Here is a 22,492-nt window from a genome sequence, read left to right as displayed (position 1 = left end):
CTGTTTCTTGCTTAAACTGCTCACTATATCTTTGCCTATGTTCACCCATGGAAACCCTCCTAGTTATTATCATCATATCCAAATATGACTTTCGTTAACGGGGTATCCACTTTTTATTCTAGCTTCAAGATGTCCGCTTATGCACTAAAACTGTACTTTTTTTAAAAAATAGCGCACTCAATGTCCGCTTTGAATGCGACAACTGCCTTGTTCTATTTAAATTAACTAATGTCCGGTTCAATACGACATCTCCCCTGCTCTACTAGAACATGATCCTTTCGATCAAAAAAACACCGCTTGGATACTTACTTAGTATCCAAGCGGTGTTTTTTGTCAATCAATTTCACCCTCTTACATATTCCTTCTGCTCATCATGATCAAGTTCTTGTACTTGATACAAGTTGTAATAGCCACCTTTTTTCTTCATCAATTCAGTGTGCGTTCCTTGTTCTTTCACTTCCCCATTTTCAATTAACACAATTCTGTCCGCATGTGTGATCGTAGACAATCGATGGGCGACAATAAAGGTTGTTCGCTCTGATGCTAATTTTTCCAATGCTTCTTGAATCAAGTGTTCACTTTCCAGGTCAAGGGCAGAAGTTGCTTCGTCAAGAATTAATAATGGCGGATTTTTTAAGAAAATACGTGCAATTGCGACTCTCTGTTTTTGACCACCTGAAAGTTTCACACCCCGCTCACCAACCATGGTTTCATACCCATCTGAAAGACCTGTTATAAACTCATGGGCATTGGCCGCTTTAGCTGCCTCGATTACTTCTTCATCAGTTGCATCAGGATTCCCCATCCGGATGTTCATGGCAATCGACTCACTAAATAAAATATTATCTTGTAACACCATTCCAATATTATCTCTTAACGAACGAGCTTCCACATCACGGATATCGACACCATCAATTTTGATGCTTCCATCGGTGACATCATAAAAACGTGGAATCAAACTGATAATGGTAGATTTTCCACCACCACTCATCCCTACAAGGGCAATCGTCTCCCCTTGTTTGACATGGAGGGAAATATCGTTAAGCACAAGCTCTTCCTCATCTTCATATCGAAACGACACATGATCAAATTCCACATCCCCATCGACACTGTTTAGATGTTTGGCATCGGCTTTATCTTTAATATCATATTTTTCATCGATCAATTCAAACACACGATCCATCGATGCAATCGACTGAACAAGCACAGTGGACGAGCTAATTAAACGACGTAATGGACTATAGACACGATCCATAAACCCAACAAAAGCTGCCATCGTACCGACCGTTAATCCTGTTGTAATCGCTAAGTAACCAGCTACCGCAATCACCAACAATGGGGCTAAATCAGTAATTGTGTTCATCACGGCAAATGTCTTGGCATTCCAAGACGTATGTGCAATTGCTTTATCCCAAAAGTTTTTATTTTGTTGATCGAATTGTCCTTGTTCATAATCTTCAAGCGCAAAACTCTTCGTCACCGGCATCCCTTGGACCCGCTCATGTAAGTGTCCTTGCACTTGGGCTAATGCTTGTGAACGATGTCGAGTTAATTCTCTGAGTCGCCCATAAAATAGACGGACAGATAATCCATAGAGCGGGAATAAGATAATGGCTACGATGGTTAACCATACATTCAATGTCAACATGATTGCTATGGCGATCAAAATGGTGATCATATCTAACCAAATATTCATTAATCCGGTCATAACAAAGTTTTTCGTCTGTTCCACATCGTGGATAACACGCGAAATAATTTCCCCTGTTTTGGTTCGGGAATAATAGCGTAAACTTAACCGCTGCAGGTGTTCAAATAACTTTTCTCTGATGTCAAATAAGATTCTATTCCCTACCCACTGGCCAAAGTATTGTCGATAATACTCAATTGGAGGACGTAAAACAAGAAAAATAACAAATGCTCCTCCCATGACCCATAACAGATTGGAAATTTTGTCTGCGTTACTTAGTGCTTCAGCTCCGAGAATATCATCAATGACATATTTGACGATTAATGGCATGAGTAACGGAATTGAAAATTTTAAAATCCCTATTAAAACGGTTAACAAAATTTTCCATTTATAGGGCATAACAAACTGTAAATATCGTTTTATACTCCCCAAGCATTTCACCTCTTCCTATGCTGTTAGACCTGTTGCTGCCATCCAACGCGCAAAAACCTTGCCACGGAGAAGAGACAAGGATTTCTTATCTAGTTATTTTCTTTCTATATCAACGGTAAGTTAAATAACGCTCATACCATTGGTCAACAAAATCTGGTGCAAACGGCCCTTTACGTTGCCTGACCCATTGAATAAGGTAATCCACATTATTTTTTAATATTCGATCTAACACTTCTGGATAATTCATTTGCTTCCGATGCACTTCATACTCATCTTCATCCAATAACGTAAAAGTCATGTCTGGATAGACCTTTACATCTAAGTCATAATCAATATACTTAATGGCATCTTGTTCAAATACAAATGGCGAACCAATATTACAATAGTAATAAATACCATCATTTCGTATCATACCTATGATGTTAAACCAATATTTAGAATGAAAATAGCAAATAGCTGGTTCCCTTGTAATCCAAGTTCTACCGTCACTCTCACTTACTAGTGTTTTGTCATTCGCAACAATAACAACATTGCTATTCCCCTTCAAGATCAAGCTATTTTGCCATACACGATGTAGCTGACCATTATGTTTATAGCTATGTATTTGTATTGTTGAACCCGGTTCTAGGCCAGCCATCTAATCTTCCTTTCTAATTATTCTATTCTTCATTATAACGAGAAAGAAGGTTAAAGAGCAACAAAAGCGTATTTTTTGTCTTGATCGGTGAGCCTTTAGCTTTTGTACAGGTTTTTTATCTAGAAAATGATGCACAGCCAATCATGAACTAATCAAACTAGTAAAGTACAGTGATTTATCAAAATATACATGATCAAGGGGAAAACTGCTTGGATCATGTAAGTAAAAGCTGTATATGTGCGTTATCAAGCGGAAACCCGCTCCGATTATATAAGTAAAAGCTGTAAATATATGTTATCGGGCGACAAAACAATCGCTAAGTAGAATATCCACATATAAAAAGGAGCTCTCTACGTCTAAGAGAGCTCCTTTTCACTAATATTCGGGGGGAGAAGAATGATTTACTTCTTATTTTGTTGAGACTTTTGGTTTTGTTGTCTTACTTGTTGTGCGTCAGTCTCAGAAGCAAATTCAGTGCCAAATTGACCTTGACCTTGTTGTGCTTGTTGGTTCTGTTGCTTTACCTTTTGTACGTTAGTACCTGCAACAGTTTCATTTGGCTGTTGTTGATTTTGTTTTTTAGCCATGTTTATCACCTCCGCACCCCTTACTTTGTCCATAGTGGCGGAAGTTATCCAACGAATCTGTTGTGAAAATTTTCCAAACTCACTTGCGCGTATTTGTTAAGGAGTTGCGCGCTACTCTTCCTCACTTGCGCGTATCCTATCTTCACTTACGCGCTACTCTTCTTTACTTGCGCGTAACTCTTCTCTACTTGCGCGTATCCTCGCTCTACTTACGCGTAACTCTTCCTTACTTGCGCGTATCCTCGCTTCACTTGCGCGTAACTCTTACCTTACTTGCGCGCATCCTATCTTCACTTACGCGCTACTCTTCCTCACTTGCGCGCATCCTCGCTTCACTTACGCGCTACTCTTCCTTACTTGCGCGTATCCTCGCTTCACTTACGCGCAACTCTTCCTTACTTGCGCGCATCCTCTCCTCACTTACGCGCTACTCTTCCTTACTTGCGCGCAACCCTTCTCTACTTACGCGCAACTAAACTAACTTCTCACAACAATCCCATATGCTTAATAATCTTCTGATGCGGAACTGGAAACGGATAGGCAGCTAATTCATCATCTGTAACAAATAAACCTTGTTTAGCTGTTGCTTCTGTGTCAACTTGTGCAACAAAGACATCGATCTCCCAAATCACATGGGAAAAGACATGCTTAATTTGTGTTTGCTGTTCGCCAAGCACAACAGGAAGGCCATACATTTGTTCAATCCAGGCGGCGGCAAATTCAATATCAATGTCTGTTTTTTCAACCATAGGGAATTGCCACATATTAGCAAGTAAGCCGTCTTCGGGTCTTTTTTCAATTAAAACTTTTCCATCTGCATCCTTTGCATCCTTTATTACAAATGTAAAATAAGGGATCTTCTTTTGTTTTTTCTTTTTCGATTTTATCGGCAATTGCTCTTGCACACCTTCAGCAAAGGCACGACAATGCTGTTGAACTGGACATAATAAACAGGAAGGTGCTTTCGGCGTGCAAATTAATGCCCCTAATTCCATCAATCCTTGATTGAAACTAGAAGGATCTTGTTTTGAGATTAGTTCATGCAAATGTGTTTCAAATACCCGGCGTGCTTTTGGTTTGGCGATATCCTCCTCAATCCGCAGCACCCTCGATAGCACACGCATGACATTGCCATCTACTGCTGGTTCCGGTATACCGTATGCAATGCTAAGAATCGCCCCAGTTGTGTATGGACCGACCCCTTTTAAACTGGCTAATTCCTTGCGATCATCCGGAACCTTGCTATTATACGTTTCGACTACTTCCTTTACGGCTGTTTGTAAATTACGAGCGCGAGAGTAGTATCCTAACCCTTCCCACTCTTTTAGCACCTCTTGTTCATCCGCTTCTGCTAGGTGCTTTAAGGTGGGGAATTTTTCCATAAAACGATTAAAGTAAGGAATGACGGTATCTACTTTCGTTTGTTGTAACATTATTTCTGATACCCATACTTTATATGGATCTTGATCCTTACGCCATGGCAGATCTCTCTTTTCATCCAAAAACCAATCGATCAAGTCCGATTGGAATGCCTTTATGTTAAAGTTTTTCAACTGATTTGCCTTTTGATCATTCATAAACTTTCATCCTTCGTGTTACAATAATAGATAGTAAAATATGTGCGAACTTTTAAAAAGGAGGACCAATGGGATGGACACTGCAACCCATATTACGATGGGCATCGCACTAGGTGGTATCGCCACATTAGATCCCGTTGTACAAAATGATCCTGCTTTATTTCAAGCAGTTATGGTTGGTACGATTATCGGTTCCCAAGCACCGGATTCCGATACCATTCTAAAGCTAAAGAATAATGCTGCCTATTTACGGAATCACCGGGGCATTACACATTCCATGCCCGCAGTTGTCTTGTGGGGAATTGTGATTGCCAACATTATCCACACATTCGTCCCAGAGGTCAGTCTGTTACATTTGTGGCTGTGGACATTTATTGCGGTCATCCTCCACGTCTTTGTCGATGTATTTAATGCCTATGGCACCCAAGCTTACCGGCCTTTCACCAAAAGATGGGTCGCCTACGGATTTATTAATACGTTTGATCCTTATATTTTCACCCTGCACCTGGCTGGCATTGGAGCATGGTTACTAGGCGCTCATCCTGGTTATACATGGCTAATCATTTATTTTATCATTACCCTTTATTATGTGAAGCGCTATTTAGATAAAAAAGCACTAGTAAAAGTGATCCAGAATCATTTTTCCGACGTAGAGGAAGTTGCTACTTCGCCAACGATCAAGCAGAATGAATGGCGCATTGCGATTACAACTCCTAGCCATTATTATGTCGGACGGGCAGAAAATGGGCACATTGAGATTATTGATCAGTTTGAAAAAGTCCCATTACCCAACCATCAACTAATTGATGTTGCCAAGACGGATAAAAATATTGCAGCATTTTTATCATTCTCGCCAGTGTACCGTTGGGAAATAAATTTATATGATGATTTTTCTGAAGTCCGATTTATTGATCTACGGTATCGAACAAAAGAACATCATTATCCATTTGTTGCAGTTGTCCAAATCGATGACAATATGCGGATCATGGGCTCCTACACAGGGTGGATTTTTTCTGAGCAGAAGCTACAACAAAAACTCGTCGTGGACCCACTCTAAAATGGTGAGGGCTGTCGCATAGGTAGCGGCAGCCCTTTTCATCTGTTAGTTGTTATTGTAGAGGTCTTTTATTATCAAACATTTTTTGATATTTTGGATGTCGTTTTAAAAATTCATGAAGATTTGGACCATATTGGTCGATCCAACGAAGGACGATTTGCTCTGTTACTTGTTTGCCTTGATACTCTCGACCTGCTTTAGCACGAGTCGTATCGAAGTCTTCCCACAACAATTCCACCCATGTTTTTGCTTCATCAATCGTTAATGATCCATTTTTATTATAAAGGCGTTCTGCTAAACGCTCAAATCGATCTTGCATTAGTTTTCCATCCCTTCCCTGTTCAAATCTCTCTTCATTTCCAAATGTTAAAAGGTTATTGTACCACATATATTAGGCGAGTTCGTACAAATTAAATAATGTACCATCAAGGTACAGTTTTGCTGGGAGGTTTTACGAATGGTACGCAATAAGAAAAAGGATTTCCCGATCGTAACGAATATGGATGGTGAACCAAGAGCTAAAGCTAAATATAGCCCTCAACGAGCGAATGGGACAACCAATACACGTCCACGCGAGCGAATGCAACAATCATCGAATCGCTAATAGAGGAGGAAGCTACCATGGCAAAAGGCCAACACAAACCATTCTATAAGAACCTTTATCAAGATCCATTTCAATCACCTCGAGCAAACCCAAAACATGCTAGTCACCAAGTAAATGGTGAGACGAAAAAAAGCCAATCAGAGATTATTACCGAGGTTCAAGCGAACAAACGGATGTAGTCTCACTTCACAACTAAAATAGGAATGTAGCCTAGGCTACATTCCTATTTCGTTTCAACTAATACGGAAATGGGTAATGCTTCTTCCTGTTCATGCTTTTCCCCTAACAAGTTGATTCGGTACCCCCAAGCAAATACACCGTTCAAATAAGTAATCGTAAAACGTTGGCCAGGGTCCCCTTCAATTTCGTATATTTCCCCAGGCTTAAATTCTTCTGGATTTAGCGTATATGCCAGTGCCATTTGAATTTTTCGTTCATACACAGCAAATTCACTTACATTGCCGAATTGTGCCGCTTTTTGTGCTTTTTCTTGCAAATGAGCTACTTCATCCCGTAATTGTTCAACCGTGTATTCACTATATCTCTGATCCATCGTATCCCCTCATTTTTAACAAAATTTAATATTCTGCCTCTATTTTACCATACTATAACCGCAACGTTTACATACAAGTATTTTTCCCAATCACCTTAGAAACCAAGTAGCGGAAATAGAACTTCAAACAATCAACGTGTATAATCGAAGCATATTGATAAAAAAAGGAGTACTGCAAGATGATTAAATTATTCGCAACAGATTTAGATGGCACCCTTCTGAAACATGGTGATAACGAAACGATTTATATTTTAGATGAAGATAAACAAGCCATTCAAACAGTGAAAGATCATGGTGTTGAGTTTGGCATCGCCACAGGGAGATCAGAAAAGGATATTGTTGAAATCTTGAAAACGATCAATCAAACAGGCCACCGCATCAGTCAAAATGGTGCCTTCGTATACGATATCGGTGACAGGCTGATTCATGAAGAAATCTTTTCAAAACAATTAAGTAAAGAAATATACGAGAAGGTCGCACAGGAGACAGACTATCACTTTGTCACTACGGCAGATGAAATTCATGTTACAGCCAAATCGCATGCAACCGAGCGACTTGAAAGGTTATCGTATTTTAAAGTAACCGAAACACCTAACCTTCGTGATACGTTCGGTGAGACGGTGTTTGCTTCCAAATTTTCCATGCACGGCGAAACAGAGGATTTGTTACAAATTAAACAACGACTGGATCAACAGTTTAACGATAACATTGAAAGTTACTTATCTGATAGGCATTGTGTGGATATTCAGCCAAAAGGGGTTAGCAAAGCACTAGGCTTGAAATATTTAATGGAAACCTTACAACTCAAACCTGAAGAGATTGCCGTTATCGGCGATTCTTATAACGATGTATCGATGTTTGAATTAACGCCACATAGTTATGCAATCGACACTGCTGATCCCGAAGTACAACAACAGGCAAATAAAGTGGTTAAGCATGTACATAACGCAGTAGCAGACCTGAAGGAGCGCGGGTTGATTTAATAGGAGTTTGATTAGGAAACAATTGATGGTATCAACGCGTTAATGCAGCGTTTACCATGCAGTCTTTCATAATATAACGGAATGAGAAACCACTTCGTAATTGAGGTGGCTCCTCATTCCGTTATTTCTTGAAATGATCTTTTGACGGGAGTAGAGCGGACATTTAGTACGCTATTTCCTAAATTTAAGCCTTTTTATTGTCCGTTAACTTCTTCAAACGGGCTGAATGTAGCACTCACACCCAACCAGTCCACTCATTCGACTATTCTCTCACATACTCATCCAAAAACTGTTCAATTAGATCAAAGTTAAATCCCTTGCGATACAGCCCCGCTTTTATCTTGTGTTTCAGTTCAAAGCCCTCCACCTTACGCTCATGTTTCCGTAGCAACTTTTCCCCTTGGTAGACCAAGGCTTCCCATTCCGCATCATGACTCGTTTCTTGTTCTATTTCATTGGTAACTTCTTGTATGACATCCTGGGTAAATCCTTTTTGCATTAAAGTTTGTTGCAACGCTTGTATTTGTTGTTTAAATGATTTTTTCGTACCATTGCTCAATTTTTTCGATACCCATTTATGTGCCTTATCATACTGATCTTGATACGCATACACCTTAATGGCGGAAGCAGCTATAGAAGCTGCGACCCCTTTATCCATCAATTCACGCTTTACTAGTAATGGGCCTTTACTCGATGTGTGAATTCGAGTTCGAACGAAGGCATCGGCAAATTGCCTATCATTCAACAACTTTTCATTCAAAAGACGATCAATGATCAAATCGACTTGTTCTGCTTGAAATTCCTTTCCTATTAAATAATCTCGCATCTCTTTTATCGAGCGCATCCGATAACTTAAATAATTGATTGCAAGCGTGTAAATTTTATGGGTCTCATCTTTTTCAATTAACATTTGCGCCATCGCTTCATCAATTTCTTGTCCTTTATGTAAATGAAACTCAATTAATATATCCTCATCAACGCTAAATCCATACACCTCGCCATTACCGTGATCAAGAAAAATATTATAGCGGTTCTTTTTCTTCTTTTGCGTGGTAATTCGTGTAACCTTAGCCATTCTATTCACCTCTTTTTTCTAGTTTAGCATAAGAAATCTGCCTGCCAAAAAGTATATATCTTATGAAATAGGAAACGATAGAAGCAACCGAATACTGAGCATCCCCCTTAGTAGCGGAAATCTATTGTGACGGGATTGATAGCAATGAGAGGCAAATCACAGGAATACAAACAGAACAGGACTGGATTATCCAAAACACAAGAAGTTTTGTACCAAAAAGAATTTAAAGCTGCAAACCGCTTGTATGATTCGACAAAAAAACGCGTTTAGCCCCCATTAAAAGAAGGGAAATTGTTAATAACTTTCGAAAAATTCACAGTTATCAACAGATTTTATACACATTTATGTGGATAATGTGCATAACTAATAACAAACCCTTCCACTTCAATAGTGGATAATGTGGATAAAATGTTAACAATTTTTCCGTTCTACTTGTGGAGAATGTTGATATTTTTTATGAAAACTGTGTATAAAACCTTTTGATTGTGGATAATACTGTTGATAAGTGATTGTCTTTCAATGTATTCATGTTAACCCGATTCCTCCCCTTTTCGGTATAGATGTTGACAATCATTTAAAAAAGGCTACCAAATTTGGTAGCCTTTTTACTATAGTACCTATTAGCTTTACTAGGTCCAACATTATTTAACCTTACAACAGTTCTATCCACAACCTACTCATCACAAAAAAACATCATATTGCCACTATTTGCAAACACAACCACATTTATGGTAAATTAGTTTGACATGATCGTTTGATTGATATTTTAGTTTTTATTGTTTCACAGGTTGATCTTTCGACTCTTTTGCTTGTGGTTGTTGCTTGGATTCTGTCACAACATATTTACAACTATTCTGCCCTTTAGCAATACACGATACTCGTTCCACATTATCTGTACCTAATACGCTTTTAAATAAGGATAGTTCCGCATCGCACGGTTTACTATATTTATTGGCAATGGCAGCAATTGGACAATTATACTGGGAAAAAGTAACTTGATCATCACTAATTTCATCATATTCGGTCATATAACCACTTTCACTTTGTACATCAACTAACTGACTAACGCGTTCTTTCAAATTATCCTCGGAAAAGATTCGCCTACTATACTTTTTTCTCATACGTTTCTCTCTGTTTTCGAATAATTGATCGATCGCATCTGTCCCCAAGCTTTCTTCGATATCACATAAAATTTCCATCGCAAGGCTATCATAGTTGGTAGGAAATAATTTTTCACCAGCGCTGGTTAGGGAATAATAGATGACAGGACGACCCATCGGTTGGCGTACTGGTTTAGAGGAAACTAAATTTTCCCCTTCCATTTTGATTAAATGTTTTCGTACGGCCATTTCCGTAATATTCAAAAAGTCTTTTAATTGACTAACAGAAAGATTTTGATGTTTTTTCAATAATTCTAATATAGCATCTCGAGTTGACAATTGCTGTATCATTTACAACACCTACCTTACTTCTTATTCTAATCCATAAAGTTTGTGAAGTAAATAACAAACTTTATTATTACGAATTTATTCACATTTAAAGTTGACAAAGTTAAATAATCCTTGTACATTTCCATGATGAACGAATAATAGCTAGAAGGTGATCACAATCGGTATCGTCGTAATAGATGTGTGTGATGCAAATTTAATGAACACTCTTGATCTTGAAGGGATTTTAGAATCGGAGTATCCCGAAGTATCTGTTTTAACAAGTGACTGTCTTAGTTTTTGTGGGTTATGCAGGTTAAAACCATACGTCCTTGTCAATGGAAAAAGGATACACGGTAAAACTCCTGAAGAATGTTTAGACAAAATTAGAAAAGCCATTGAAGAAGAGTTGGCTTTTTATCAATAAAAATAAAACGTCAATCAGGGAGGGAGGACTTTCCCCGCTGATTGATGTTTCCCTTCCCTTAGACTAGGTGAATTCATTTATTTTTTTGTTGTCTAATCCTAGTAGTTTATTCATAGACCCTCCCCGTTTATCCATACTATTACATATCAAATAGCAATAGGTAGGCTTTTGCGAGTTATCTAAAGCTTCCCTCCCGCTCCATATCAAACAAGTTGTAATCAGGTACTAGTTTAAGGATTGACGAAAGAGTATACTTGTGTTATTTTTTATTAATAATAACATGCCGATATAAAAAAACTCTTATCCAGAGTGGCGGAGGGACAGACCCTATGAAGCCCAGCAACCTTCAAGTTCACTTGAAAAGGTGCTAATTTCTGCAGATTTATTTCTGGAAGATAAGAGGAGGATTGAAATAGCTATGACCTCTTCTTATTTATTGTAGAAGAGGTTTTTTTGTGTTTGCAATACGAACGTTTAAATATTGGGGAGATGATGATATGAAGGATGCAATTTATAGAGAGAGTTCATTAGCATTAGATACGTTAGTAGATCCAATTCAATCTGAAGTATCTGGTTCTAGAAAAACTAACACTCATGGCAATAAAAAGGAATCAAAAGTTGAAAATCATAGTGAAAACAACTTTTGTAGTATTTATGTCAGTCAGTATAGAATCAATAAAGAAGTTGGAATTAGCAGTAAGTTGCTTCAGATCCTGGAAGATTGTCAACTTTATTATAGACATAAACCATCGGACGGAAATGCTCTTACTCTTCATTCACCTGAAAGTCAATTAGGGAATATAAAGGATAATGAACTAATACAACGGATTAGTTCGGAAGTTACGGAACTCTTGGCAGAAAATATAACGATTAATCACGATATTGCCTTAATTATGCTTATCGGGGAAAAAATGCACCATAATGTCAATAGCATTGAACGAGCAGCTAGGGTTCTAGCAGAAAAAGAAATTAATATTGAAATAATACATATGAATCAACAATCATCTCAAATAAGTTTAGTATTTGGTGTAAAGGCTTATGAAGAAAAAACAGCTATTGAAGCACTTTATAACGAATTTTTTGCTAGTGTGCCAGTTTGAAATATTATTAACTTTGAACAGATAAGAGCAGCTTATTAACCAATGCTGGACGTTTCCATTAGGAATAAATTTAGTCATGTGGTTCCTCCAAAAAACTTGCTTACATAGGAACGGATTAATTTTAAAATAACCCATATATGGTAAAATAAAACTCTAGCGACTAAAATTACTGTTAGGTTTAAAATACATGTAGCCTGGGAGGATCGGTCTTGGAAACTAAAAAAGCGTTACCCATTCTATTTGCAGTTATGTTTCTAGTCATGGTTGGTTTTGGAATTATTATTCCTGTACTTCCCTTTTACGCGGAAGAAATGGGAGCTTCTCCTACAGAACTTGGATTGTTAATGGCTGTTTATTCGTTAACACAACTTATTTTCGCTCCAATGTGGGGACGAATTTCTGATCGAATCGGTCGTAAACCTGTGATTATGATTGGAATCTTTGGACTTTCTCTATCGTTTTGGTTAATGGCGATCGCTTCTTCATTATTGATGTTATTTGCCGCACGAATTATTGGTGGAACATTGTCCGCTGCCAATATGCCTACCGTAATGGCCTACGCTTCTGATATTACGAGCGAAGAAGATCGTGGGAAAGGGATGGGGATTATTGGTGCATCGATTGGCCTTGGATTTATCTTTGGTCCCGCGATCGGTGGTGTGTTCTCCGATATAAGTCTACAATTACCATTTATCGTTGCTGGTGCTTCATCATTACTCACCTTTTTAATCGTAATGGTCTTTTTAAAAGAATCATTATCACTGGACGGACAGGATGAGCAAACAACGAGCAAAGCATCTTTACGCCAAACGTTACAAGGGCCAATTTCTATCTTATTTTTCTTGCAATTATTTGTATCGTTATCATTAAGTGGATTGGAAGCCACCTTTGCTTATTTTGCCGCCGAAAAAGCCGGCTTAGGAACAGTAGAACTCGGCTATATCTTTATGATCATGGGACTAGCTGGTGCGATTGTCCAAGGTGGATTGGTTGGGAGATTAACCAAGCGCTTTGGTGAAGGAGCAGTCATTCAAATTGGAATCCTAGTCTCCGCAATTGGCTTTTTACTCATTTTATTCGTCGATAACTTTGCTACTGCAGCGATCTTCTTAACGGTATTTGGGATTGGAAATGGTGTAATTCGTCCAAGTGTATCATCCTTACTCACGAAACGCTCCAAAACGGGCTATGGAAGTACAACAGGATTTCTATCATCATTCGATTCACTTGGTAGAATTATTGGTCCTCCATTAGGCGGGTGGCTCTTTTCCGTTATGATTGGTTTACCATACATATCAGGTATTTTATTATCGGTCATTGCTTTTATCTTGTATCGAGTTTATGTTAGTTACCAAACGAAAGAGCATACCACAAAAGAGGTTTTACATGACTAGAAAAAACTCCGCTACGATCCTAGTAGGATAACGCAGCGGAGTTTTTTGTTGAGTCCAAGTAGGTTTGGACATTTATTCCGTTATTCTTGAAAAAAGCGTTGTTTTAATAGATTCAATGGACATCTGTTCCGTTATTTTGCAAAAAAGGAAGCAAATCACTGCCATTTTCAGCAAATAAAGAACGAAATGTCCGCGCCCCCTTAAAAGAGCCGTTTTTCCTGCAAATAAGGCACTAAATGTCCGCCAAATTCTAAAACGCCCCGTAATTAGCGTTCTACCAGCATCGAAATACCGATTCCCCCACCAACACATAAGGAGGCAATACCAGTACGTGAATCGCGTCGTTTCATTTCATGCAACAAGGTCACTAAAATCCGTGCTCCTGACGCCCCAATTGGATGTCCCAACGCAATCGCACCACCGTTTACATTGACTTTGTCTGCATCAATCTGTAAATCTCTCATCACTGCTACACTTTGAGACGCAAAAGCTTCATTTAGTTCGTATAAATCAACCTCATCTAAACGGACATCTAACTTATCTGCTAGTTTTTTCGTAGCATAGTATGGAGCATATCCCATTATTTTCGGGTCGACGCCAACTTCGGCATTTCCTTTAATTGTTGCTAAATAAGGAATATTTCTAGCTTCCGCAACCGATTTTTTCATCAGTACGAGCGTTGCTGCACAATCATTGATCCCTGATGCATTCCCAGCTGTAACTGTACCGTTTTCAGTAAAAGCTGGTTTTAACTTTTGAAAATCTTCAATCGTCTGATTGTAGCGAATATATTCATCGTCAGAAAATAGCATGTCCTCGCCATTTTCATTTTTGATGGTTACTGGCACGATTTCTTCATTAAATTTACCTTGCTCTTGAGCTGTTTGTGCTTTTCCCTGCGATTGTAAGGCAAATTGATCTTGTTCCTCACGTGAAACATGATACTTATCTGCTACATATTCAGCCGTGAGCCCCATATGGTCTTTACTAAATGCATCGGTTAGTCCATCATGAATCATACTATCGAGCATCTTTGTTTCCCCAATTGGATCATCCCAACGATTATTGGATGCAAGTTTTGGAGCCTGGGTCATGTTCTCTGTCCCACCAACAACCACTACATCTGCTTCACCCAACTGGATCGCCTGACTACCTAGAATTACAGACTTTAAACCGGAGCCACAAACTTCATTAATGGTCATGGCTGGTACTTCAACAGGGATTCCCGCATGTACCGCGATTTGTCGTGCTGGATTTTGTCCGCGGCCAGCTTGTAAGACATTACCGAAAATAACTGAATCGACGTCTGACGGTGAAATCTGCGCGCGACGGATCGCTTCTTTGACTGCGAACTCTCCTAATTTTTCAGCTGATATATTTTTTAAGCTCCCCTTAAACTTACCTATCGGGGTGCGAACTGCACTCGTAATTACCACTTCTTCCATTCGTCACAACACTCCTTCAACAAAATATATAGAATAAAATGCATGCAAACGATCACAAAATCATGTTATTCTACAATAAGTTTAGTAAATAAATACATTATAGCACTAGTCATAAGACTTAGGTATTCATACAAATCAATTTACAACAATTGGATTTATAGTATGATGAGATTATATTTTATAATAGAATATAATTTCTATATAATAAAGTAAGAAATATAATATTGATTTTTAAAAAAAGGTGTGAATAATCGTGAATATTGGAATAGATAAAATTGGATTTTATACTCCACACCTGTATGTGGAAACGAAAGAATTAGCTGTCGCACGAAACATCGATCCTGGAAAGTTTACGGTCGGAATTGGACAAGAAAAAATGTCTGTCCCTCCGATTACACAAGATGCCGTGTCTCTAGCAGCTAATGCAGCACACGAAATTTTGACAGAAGAAGATAAACAGCAGATTGATTTTGTTATATTTGCTACGGAATCTGGAATTGATCATTCAAAAGCTGGGGCGGTTTATGTGCATGAGCTGTTAGGAATCAATTCTAACGCACGTTCCATTGAGGTAAAAGAAGCCTGCTACGGTGCTACAGCTGGAATTCAAATTGCTAAAGGCCATATTGCCTTAAATCCTGACAGCAAAGTACTTATCTTGGGGTCTGACATTGCTCGTTATGGGTTAAACACTGGCGGGGAAGTTACCCAAGGTGCGGGTGCCGTTGCGATCGTTATGAGCACGGATCCAAGCATTATGACATTAGAAAGCCCAAGTACTTACCAAACAGAGGATATTATGGATTTCTGGCGTCCGATTTTCTCAGACAAAGCGTTTGTTGACGGAAAACAATCGGTTGATAAGTATCTATCGTTTTTCCAAGATATTTGGAAAGTGCATAAGCAAAAAACAGAACTAGAGTTAAAAGACTTTGAAGCGATTTGCTTCCACTTACCATACACAAAGATGGGGCAAAAAGCATTAAAAGCAGTCATTCCTGAAGGCACAGAAGCTGATCAAGAACGACTACTCGCCAACTTTGAAACAAGCAAACAGTATAATAAAATCGTAGGAAATATTTATACAGGTTCCTTATACTTAAGCTTGCTTTCGTTACTAGAGTTAAATACAAACATTGAAGCTGGTGCTAGAATTGGATTATTTAGTTATGGTTCAGGGGCTGTTGGTGAATTTTTCTCTGGTATTTTACAGCCAAATTATAAAGATGCGTTGCACACTGCACAACATGAAACATTGCTAGCTGAAAGAAAAGAAATTAGTGTTGCCGAGTATGAGGAAGTTTTCGAAGACATCGTCCCTGCTGGGGAGCCAACCATTGAATTGCCAGTCGAAAATGATCCTGCACCAATTTGTTTCTCTGGTGTAAAAGACCATATGCGCCAGTATGTGCGTAAGGATGGGTAAACTCTGCGGATATCTGATTTGTTATTACTTCTAGATACAACTACAAAAACGCTTGGATAAAGTGAAACTTCAATCAGTGGGGGTTTTTGCCCTTCCCCCACTGATTGTTAGTACCACAAGGGTATGACCTAAAGGCCCTTGAACGAATCGGGGTGAAAGCGAAAGTTTACTCCCACTTAAACATCTTCAGTTTCCTTCATGTTTCGAAGTGGGAGTCTTACGGACGGTTGCACCGGGATTAAAATCTAAACCGTTCTGTTTCGGAGTCCAAAATTACAAGTAGTAGGTTAAACGCAATATATTTGGCAACCGAAACAACAATGACAATTACATTATAATTGGCACTAAAAAAACGCTCAGATTCTAATCTCTGAGCGTTTCCTTTTATTGTCTTATTCAACTAAACTTCCCTATAGTTTAATAGGGCTTTATTGATTTTTTTCTTGTAACCATTCTTTGTATTCAGGTAAAGTGTATTCGTCAGTTTTTACTACGGTCCATTGATTATCATTCTGTTTTAAGAAGACCTTCATTAAATATTCCCCGCCAGATTCGTCGAAGTCATCTCTCAAATAAACAATGCTTCCGTGAACCAGAACTGTTACTTCGTTATCATTTATTGCGTTCACTTTAATTCGTTCATAACTTTCAATATTGTAATTGGCATCCACCAAGTCAAAACCTTGATTTAAGGATTCAACCTCATTTTTTTCTACATTAACTCCTTTTTCACTATCAATATTCTCTTTTAATTCTGGATACCTTTCCCAAAGAATGTTTATATCATTATTTATTACTGCTTGAGTTCTATGATACATATACTCTCTTACAGGCTTTGTATATTTCACCCAATCTGATGGTTCAGGTTCAAAAAAACCTTCTAAATCATTTTTTGAATTAAGGTCGTCTGACAATACTGAATTTTCCTGACACCCTAATAATGACAATAATAAAATGACGATTAAACTCCAAAAATGAAATGTCTTCATATTATCGTCCCCCTTTAACTATAAGACGAACTTTACTTTGCATATGTTTCAAAATGGCAACAAGAATCATACATCTTATTCCACTAAACTTCTTCTGTTCTGACATAAAAACAAAACGATCAGCCCTTGAACTGATCGTAAACTCTTGTTGTGCATTCGCAACCCTATAGTTTAAGTAAGTCATTTCACAAACTCTACTTTTATTTTAACATAAAATAACGATTATCCTTTTGGTACTAAAAATCAACATCTCAAATAATAACCTTCAAATTCACATAGGAAATAGCATAATGACAATAGCTGTCATTATGCTATTTGGGTTACGATTTCGTATGATAATTTAAGTCTTAAAACCTAAAAATCGTTGAATTACAAGGAAGAAGGAACAGACCAAACCATGCGCCATTTGGTCTACTAATTGGTATGTTATTTCGTATTTTGTACTCGAAAACCGAACTCGTTATGAATCATTCAGCGTTGCCTTTTTTCTTTTGTCCCGCTAATTTAAGTGTATTGCTTCACAAAGTAACGATTTAGAACAAAAGGATCGGGGCACCCGGTCAGCGACGAACGAACTTGCCTGCATATCCAAGGAGGTTGGTGTTGCCGCGCAAAGCGGCGAACTTAATCGAACAATCCTTCCGTAGGGAATAAAGGAAACTGTTTGGGAGCCGAGTAAATAGCACTTTTTACAAAGAGTCCCCTAAAATGTATTCACGCGTCAGTTGAAGCATATCCTCTTGCATTTTCTCATTATTCTTTTCTTTATCGATTAAATATCCTATATGATAAATGTATCCATTGTAATAAGCATACATTTCATTAGCAGCCGTAGCAACGGTAGCTATTCTATTTTCTGTTTCATCATAGTCATAATAACTATATACTAATGCACTATTTGTCGTAATGACTTGCTGGTAAATAGGGATATCTTCTGTTAAAATTTCTTTTTTCAATTTGTTACCTACTGAATCATATTCATTTGAAATATCATTTTCTTCAAGTGGGGTTTGTTCGGCTTCTGTCACTGTAATGATCAAAAAGTCATCTACTCTGTCATAGTCTGACTTACTGAGATAACTTAACTGTATCTGATTCCTTGCTGTTCCATCTTCGTTTTTGGAGGTTACATGATACGCCTTTTCCTCTTCCACTTTGAACGGTAAACTTTCCGAATCGATCTTGTTCACAGTCTTTTTAATTTGTCCTTGAAGAGATGATTCTATCTCATCAATCGGTAACGGCTTATAATATGTCATGTTTTCCCTTTCATCAAGCCGATCATATGGCTTAAAATATTCACTATAAGTTAAACCATCACCTTCTACTTCCTCCAAATTGGTATGCTTGTTGGAGCACCCCAACAGTAATAAACTTATAACAAACAAAAGGAACATTAACTTTAATAACTGTTTAGTTCCGATTTCTAACTCCCCCCTATATCCCCTTTTATTTAATCTAGTTAATATAGCTGCTATGTAGTAATAGGCATATTTTCTCATTGGAGATACCTGCCACATTTAGTAATGTGTATCGTTCAGTGTATGCATATATCACTTCAATTCCTGTGAAGATAATAATTGAGGTTATTTCATTTAGATTGAAATATTGAACGCGATCCTTTGAAAAACTCATTCCAAAAATAACTTTTCCAAACAAATAACCAACTGCTGACTAAACAGTATTAACTACCAGCTTATTACAAAAAATTTCTATGTAACATTATAATTCCGAATACTAAAAATCCCCTGCCACCGTTTAAACCCTCTCACCACTTAACGACCTTATGATCTGTTTGAAGTGGGAGATTCCTAAGAACACCAACCTAAAAGTCAGTTTTAATTAGGCTACCCCCGTAGGACCTACGGTTAGAAGTCTTATTTCTTCATCATTAATATTTTCACTTGCGTTAAGATCCCTGTCGTGATGTGTACCACATGATGGGCAATCCCACTTACGCAGCTTGATTCCGGTTAGGATAGATTCTGTATTTATAAGCCCTATGGCCAAGCAAAACAGTCACCTCCCTTTTCTTTATATTATACACGATGACTCAACAAAAAACAAACGTTTGTTCGCATTAGGGGGGGAGAGTTGAAAAATGCTTTAGAACCTTAGACTAGTTAGTCGGACAATTGAGATAGCTAAAGCTATCCCTTATCCGAAGGCGATTCATCTCCACCCTACTCATTGGGCCAACGCCCTTCTCATTCCTTGAGGATGGAGTCTTCTCGCCTGGAATGATAAATTATCGCTTAACTAACGCCGATAATTCCCCTTCAAATACCTTCTCATCTTTCTCATTGTAACTGGATAACAACAGCGTAAGGATCCCCGTTTCACTTTTGTTCGCTTTCTTATTAAGCACTTTAACAACAGCATACAATGAATCACCCGGATACACAGGTTTTAAGAATTTCACATGGTTCAATTCCGTACCAGCAATAATATCCTCACCATGTTTTCCTTCTTCAATCCAAAGTTTAAAAGATATGGCTAACGTATGGATTCCGGAAGCAATGATTCCATTAAATCTACCTTGTTTTGCTCTTTCTTCATCTACATGCATATATTGAGGATCATATTCTTCAGCAAATTTCATAATAGTTTCTTTCGTTAATTCTATTGATTTTGTTTTGAATTCCTGTCCAATCGTAAACTCATTTAATTTCATTCCTAGTACCCCATTTATTAATATTTCCGTACACTTTTATTAAGTAAAAGTTATCGCGTATTATACAGGTTACAATAACATTTTACCATACGATGATCCGTGTAGTTCGATGTAAAAATCGATAACTTTTCGTAAAAAAACAGTTCAATGAAGGAGTTTCCCCCCAAAACTGAACTGTTTCATGTTTCTGAACGATACTAGTTCGGTAACTGTTCTAAAATTTCTTTAGCAGTCGCCAAATTCATATTTTTACTTTGCTTAAGTTTCTCTGTCACGACGTCAACTTGTTCCCCTTTAGCACCAGCACTTATCGCAAGCGATTTAGCATGAAGTCCCATATGTCCTTTTTGAATACCTTCTGTTACTAGTGCTTTAATTGCGGAAAAGTTTTGTCCTAATCCAACGGAAACGATAATGGATTCTAGTTCTTTTGCTGATGGATTGCCTAACAGCTTGTGGCTAAATTTAGCACCAGGGTGAATCGAAATCGATCCCCCAACCGTTCCAATTGCAAGTGGAATCGTTAAGGTTCCAACTAGATCGCCATTTTCTGCTTTCGTCCAATTTGTGAGTGAACGATATTGGCCGGACCTGGCTGCATAAGCATGCGCGCCAGCCTCAATACTCCTGAAATCATTACCGGTTGCTAGCACAACAGCATCAATTCCATTCATGATCCCTTTGTTGTGTGTCGTCGCCCGATATGGATCAACGATAGCAATTTGGCATGCCTCAATAATTCGATCGCGTACTTCTTCCCCTGAGTAGTCTGCTCTTGCTAATAAAGAAACAGGAATTTGACATCTTGCTGTTGCTAAACATTCCGTTGCATAATTGGATAAAATCCCCATCAATGCTGCTCCATTAGTTAAACTCTCTAAATAAGGTTTGATTGCTTCTGCCATCGTATCAATGATGTTTGCTCCCATCGCTTCGAGGGTTTCAATGTGAAGATGCACAACCAAAAAGTCAGGCGTCTGCACTTGGTCATCGGCAGCAATTGGGCGGGCCTCCACTGCTTTTGCACCACCACCTCGTTTGACGATCGATGGGTGTGCTTCATTTGCTTTTTGTAAAATGTCTTCAGTATGATCCAATACAACTTGTTTTGCTGCTTCTAAATCTGGCACATCTTTTAACACAATCTGGCCAATCATTGTCCGCTCTTGAATCGTCGTTTCAAACCCACCCGCTTGACTAATAATCTTCGCAGCAGAACTTGCCGCAGCGATTACCGATGGTTCTTCCATCGCCATTGGCACCGCATATTCTTTGCCATCAATTAAAAAGTTTAACCCCACCCCATATGGTAGTTGGTAGGTAGCAATTTGGTTTTCGATCATGTGATTGGCTGTCTCTTCGGGTAAGGCTAAATGATCGGTTAATGCTAGTTTGTCTTCTTCGGATATAATATTCGCAGCAGCTAAGGCCTCGATTCTTTCCGTTCGGTTTTTTTGATAGAATTTATGTAAGTGTTGTTTTTCCATGTTGGATTCCTCCTAATGTACGTTAGTGTTGAATTGACGCGAGATCAATGTTAGAGATCCGGGGATGCCGGTGCGGACATTTGATCACTTATTTTTGCATTTTGGACTCAATTTCAAGGGGTAGTGGACATTTATTCCGCTATTCGCTCTAAATAGGCTGGTTTTCGTTACATTTCATCTAAATAACGCATCAAATGTCCGCCCTAGTAAACGCTTCTGCTCTTTCAACTTCCATTCTGTCCTAACTATATCATAATTATAGTACAGTCACCCATTAATCGTTGCAAATATACCTTCCATGAGATACTATACAAGTATAATAGATTCCCCACCCACTAGCTTTCTTTATGACCTCACTTTTTTTAATTCCATTGCTTTTTATTAAAAAATAATATAAAAGGATGTGCTAACCTTGCAACCATTTGAACAAGCGTTAGAGGATTGGCTTCAGGAAAATATTGCTGAAGAGAAAAATCACAGGAGACGTGAAATTTTGAAAAAAGGATTAGGACACGGCACCGTTGAATTCCTACGTCGCGTATGGTACCCAGCCGTTGGAAATTTTGATCACTTATATCCTGAATGGGAAGTGCGAGATTTCAACAATGGCTACCGTTACCTTGATCTTGCTTATATGCCTGGTGGTGCTAAAGGGGGAATAGAAATTCAAGGATATGGTCCCCATGCAAGAGACTTAGATACAAGAAGATTTAGAGACCTCTGTTGGCGCCACTCCTTGCTGGCCTTAGACGGTTGGACATTTCTCCCCATTGCTTATCTATCCGCTAAAGAGGAACCAAAGAAATAAACTGGCACCCGTGTCAAGGACACTATGAAAAAAGAGATTAAGCTACTTGAAGATGATTCCTATATTGGATAGGGGTCATCTTTTTTAAGTTCCATTGATATCGATAATTGTTATAGTAAACCA

At 38.3% G+C, this 22,492-nt stretch carries 26 protein-coding genes, 2 pseudogenes and 1 riboswitch; of the genes and pseudogenes, 10 read left to right on the top strand and 18 right to left on the bottom strand.

What is annotated here, in order from left to right:
- Positions 1-343: 343 nt before the first annotated feature.
- The 4 genes from FCI53_RS19965 to mutY form a co-directional block, all read right to left on the bottom strand.
- Positions 344-2,119 carry an ABC transporter ATP-binding protein gene (locus FCI53_RS19965; RefSeq protein ID WP_138420765.1) on the bottom strand — a complete coding sequence of 592 codons (1,776 nt, stop codon included), beginning with the start codon at positions 2,117-2,119 and terminating at the stop codon, positions 344-346.
- A 109-nt stretch (positions 2,120-2,228) separates the two neighbouring features.
- Entirely contained in the window at positions 2,229-2,756 is a 528-nt protein-coding gene (ntdP, locus tag FCI53_RS19960) for a nucleoside tri-diphosphate phosphatase (RefSeq protein WP_138420764.1), read from the bottom strand.
- A 401-nt stretch (positions 2,757-3,157) separates the two neighbouring features.
- On the bottom strand, positions 3,158-3,343 hold the full coding sequence (locus FCI53_RS19955; protein WP_138420763.1) for a gamma-type small acid-soluble spore protein: 186 nt from the start codon (positions 3,341-3,343) through the stop codon (positions 3,158-3,160).
- A 485-nt stretch (positions 3,344-3,828) separates the two neighbouring features.
- Positions 3,829-4,920 carry an A/G-specific adenine glycosylase gene (mutY, locus tag FCI53_RS19950; protein ID WP_138420762.1) on the bottom strand — a complete coding sequence of 364 codons (1,092 nt, stop codon included), beginning with the start codon at positions 4,918-4,920 and terminating at the stop codon, positions 3,829-3,831.
- Positions 4,921-4,993: 73 nt separating this feature from the next.
- Here mutY and FCI53_RS19945 point away from each other — a divergent pair, with 73 nt between their 5' ends.
- The gene (locus FCI53_RS19945; protein WP_138420761.1) at positions 4,994-5,977 is read left to right on the top strand and encodes a metal-dependent hydrolase; all 984 of its coding nucleotides are present in this window, start codon (positions 4,994-4,996) and stop codon (positions 5,975-5,977) included.
- 52 nt (positions 5,978-6,029) lie between these two features.
- Here the strand turns inward: FCI53_RS19945 and FCI53_RS19940 are convergent, their stop codons facing one another.
- Entirely contained in the window at positions 6,030-6,296 is a 267-nt protein-coding gene (locus FCI53_RS19940) for a YfhJ family protein (RefSeq protein ID WP_138420760.1), read from the bottom strand.
- A gap of 138 nt (positions 6,297-6,434) precedes the next feature.
- Between FCI53_RS19940 and sspK the strand changes: the two genes are divergently transcribed.
- Together sspK and FCI53_RS19930 are read left to right on the top strand one after the other, a co-directional pair.
- Positions 6,435-6,581, top strand: a complete 147-nt coding sequence (gene sspK, locus FCI53_RS19935; RefSeq protein ID WP_138420759.1) for a small acid-soluble spore protein K — start codon at positions 6,435-6,437, stop codon at positions 6,579-6,581.
- A 17-nt stretch (positions 6,582-6,598) separates the two neighbouring features.
- Entirely contained in the window at positions 6,599-6,760 is a 162-nt protein-coding gene (locus tag FCI53_RS19930) for a YpzG family protein (RefSeq protein ID WP_138420758.1), read from the top strand.
- A 44-nt stretch (positions 6,761-6,804) separates the two neighbouring features.
- On the opposite strand, the gene FCI53_RS19925 is transcribed toward FCI53_RS19930, so the two are convergent.
- Positions 6,805-7,134, bottom strand: a complete 330-nt coding sequence (locus FCI53_RS19925) for a YfhH family protein (protein WP_138420757.1) — start codon at positions 7,132-7,134, stop codon at positions 6,805-6,807.
- A 179-nt stretch (positions 7,135-7,313) separates the two neighbouring features.
- Here FCI53_RS19925 and FCI53_RS19920 point away from each other — a divergent pair, with 179 nt between their 5' ends.
- Positions 7,314-8,117, top strand: a complete 804-nt coding sequence (locus FCI53_RS19920) for an HAD family hydrolase (RefSeq protein ID WP_138420756.1) — start codon at positions 7,314-7,316, stop codon at positions 8,115-8,117.
- Between the two features lie 262 nt (positions 8,118-8,379).
- On the opposite strand, the gene recX is transcribed toward FCI53_RS19920, so the two are convergent.
- Positions 8,380-9,192 (bottom strand): recombination regulator RecX, encoded by an 813-nt coding sequence (gene recX, locus FCI53_RS19915; protein WP_138420755.1) that lies wholly within the window; start codon positions 9,190-9,192, stop codon positions 8,380-8,382.
- A 144-nt stretch (positions 9,193-9,336) separates the two neighbouring features.
- Here recX and FCI53_RS22110 point away from each other — a divergent pair, with 144 nt between their 5' ends.
- Positions 9,337-9,462 carry a YfhE family protein gene (locus tag FCI53_RS22110; protein WP_138420754.1) on the top strand — a complete coding sequence of 42 codons (126 nt, stop codon included), beginning with the start codon at positions 9,337-9,339 and terminating at the stop codon, positions 9,460-9,462.
- Between the two features lie 503 nt (positions 9,463-9,965).
- Here the strand turns inward: FCI53_RS22110 and FCI53_RS19905 are convergent.
- A complete protein-coding gene (locus tag FCI53_RS19905) occupies positions 9,966-10,643 on the bottom strand; it encodes a helix-turn-helix transcriptional regulator (RefSeq protein WP_138420753.1) in 678 nt (225 codons plus the stop codon).
- Between the two features lie 157 nt (positions 10,644-10,800).
- Here FCI53_RS19905 and FCI53_RS19900 point away from each other — a divergent pair, with 157 nt between their 5' ends.
- From FCI53_RS19900 to FCI53_RS19890, 3 genes are all read left to right on the top strand, one after another.
- A complete protein-coding gene (locus FCI53_RS19900) occupies positions 10,801-11,046 on the top strand; it encodes a YuzB family protein (protein ID WP_138420767.1) in 246 nt (81 codons plus the stop codon).
- A 297-nt stretch (positions 11,047-11,343) separates the two neighbouring features.
- Positions 11,344-11,448: riboswitch (SAM riboswitch) on the top strand.
- A 95-nt stretch (positions 11,449-11,543) separates the two neighbouring features.
- Positions 11,544-12,146, top strand: a complete 603-nt coding sequence (locus tag FCI53_RS19895) for an ACT domain-containing protein (protein ID WP_138420752.1) — start codon at positions 11,544-11,546, stop codon at positions 12,144-12,146.
- A gap of 209 nt (positions 12,147-12,355) precedes the next feature.
- A complete protein-coding gene (locus FCI53_RS19890; protein ID WP_138420751.1) occupies positions 12,356-13,540 on the top strand; it encodes an MFS transporter in 1,185 nt (394 codons plus the stop codon).
- 266 nt (positions 13,541-13,806) lie between these two features.
- On the opposite strand, the gene FCI53_RS19885 is transcribed toward FCI53_RS19890, so the two are convergent.
- Positions 13,807-14,985, bottom strand: a complete 1,179-nt coding sequence (locus tag FCI53_RS19885; RefSeq protein WP_138420750.1) for an acetyl-CoA C-acetyltransferase — start codon at positions 14,983-14,985, stop codon at positions 13,807-13,809.
- 253 nt (positions 14,986-15,238) lie between these two features.
- Between FCI53_RS19885 and FCI53_RS19880 the strand changes: the two genes are divergently transcribed.
- Complete coding sequence (locus tag FCI53_RS19880) at positions 15,239-16,411, top strand: hydroxymethylglutaryl-CoA synthase (protein ID WP_138420749.1); 1,173 nt, start codon at positions 15,239-15,241, stop codon at positions 16,409-16,411.
- 238 nt (positions 16,412-16,649) lie between these two features.
- On the opposite strand, the gene FCI53_RS21620 is transcribed toward FCI53_RS19880, so the two are convergent.
- The 8 genes and pseudogenes from FCI53_RS21620 to FCI53_RS19845 form a co-directional block, all read right to left on the bottom strand.
- Entirely contained in the window at positions 16,650-16,811 is a 162-nt protein-coding gene (locus FCI53_RS21620; RefSeq protein WP_171038255.1) for a hypothetical protein, read from the bottom strand.
- 28 nt (positions 16,812-16,839) lie between these two features.
- Positions 16,840-17,400, bottom strand: coding sequence for a hypothetical protein (locus FCI53_RS19875; RefSeq protein WP_138420748.1), 561 nt, complete (start codon positions 17,398-17,400; stop codon positions 16,840-16,842).
- Between the two features lies 1 nt (position 17,401).
- Positions 17,402-17,584, bottom strand: coding sequence for a hypothetical protein (locus FCI53_RS19870; RefSeq protein ID WP_138420747.1), 183 nt, complete (start codon positions 17,582-17,584; stop codon positions 17,402-17,404).
- A gap of 505 nt (positions 17,585-18,089) precedes the next feature.
- On the bottom strand, positions 18,090-18,902 hold the full coding sequence (locus FCI53_RS19865; RefSeq protein WP_138420746.1) for a hypothetical protein: 813 nt from the start codon (positions 18,900-18,902) through the stop codon (positions 18,090-18,092).
- Positions 18,903-19,242: 340 nt separating this feature from the next.
- Positions 19,243-19,362 (bottom strand): annotated as a pseudogene (locus FCI53_RS19860) (zinc ribbon domain-containing protein); the annotation flags it as partial.
- Complete coding sequence (locus FCI53_RS22260; RefSeq protein ID WP_425457202.1) at positions 19,355-19,423, bottom strand: helix-turn-helix domain-containing protein; 69 nt, start codon at positions 19,421-19,423, stop codon at positions 19,355-19,357. The pseudogene FCI53_RS19860 and the gene FCI53_RS22260, both read right to left, overlap by 8 nt.
- Positions 19,424-19,648: 225 nt before the next feature.
- Entirely contained in the window at positions 19,649-20,074 is a 426-nt protein-coding gene (locus FCI53_RS19850; RefSeq protein WP_138420745.1) for a MaoC family dehydratase, read from the bottom strand.
- Between the two features lie 197 nt (positions 20,075-20,271).
- Positions 20,272-21,561 carry a hydroxymethylglutaryl-CoA reductase, degradative gene (locus FCI53_RS19845; protein ID WP_138420744.1) on the bottom strand — a complete coding sequence of 430 codons (1,290 nt, stop codon included), beginning with the start codon at positions 21,559-21,561 and terminating at the stop codon, positions 20,272-20,274.
- A 412-nt stretch (positions 21,562-21,973) separates the two neighbouring features.
- Between FCI53_RS19845 and FCI53_RS19840 the strand changes: the two are divergent.
- Positions 21,974-22,366 (top strand): annotated as a pseudogene (locus tag FCI53_RS19840) (transcriptional regulator); the annotation flags it as partial.
- A 40-nt stretch (positions 22,367-22,406) separates the two neighbouring features.
- Here FCI53_RS19840 and FCI53_RS19835 read toward each other — a convergent pair.
- On the bottom strand, positions 22,407-22,492 hold an 86-nt coding region (locus FCI53_RS19835; RefSeq protein ID WP_138419539.1), incomplete at its 5' end, for an IS3 family transposase.

Source organism: Aquibacillus sediminis, assembly GCF_005870085.1.
GTDB lineage: Bacteria > Bacillota > Bacilli > Bacillales > Amphibacillaceae > Aquibacillus_E > Aquibacillus_E sediminis.
This window is presented reverse-complemented; position numbering and strand designations above follow the sequence as displayed.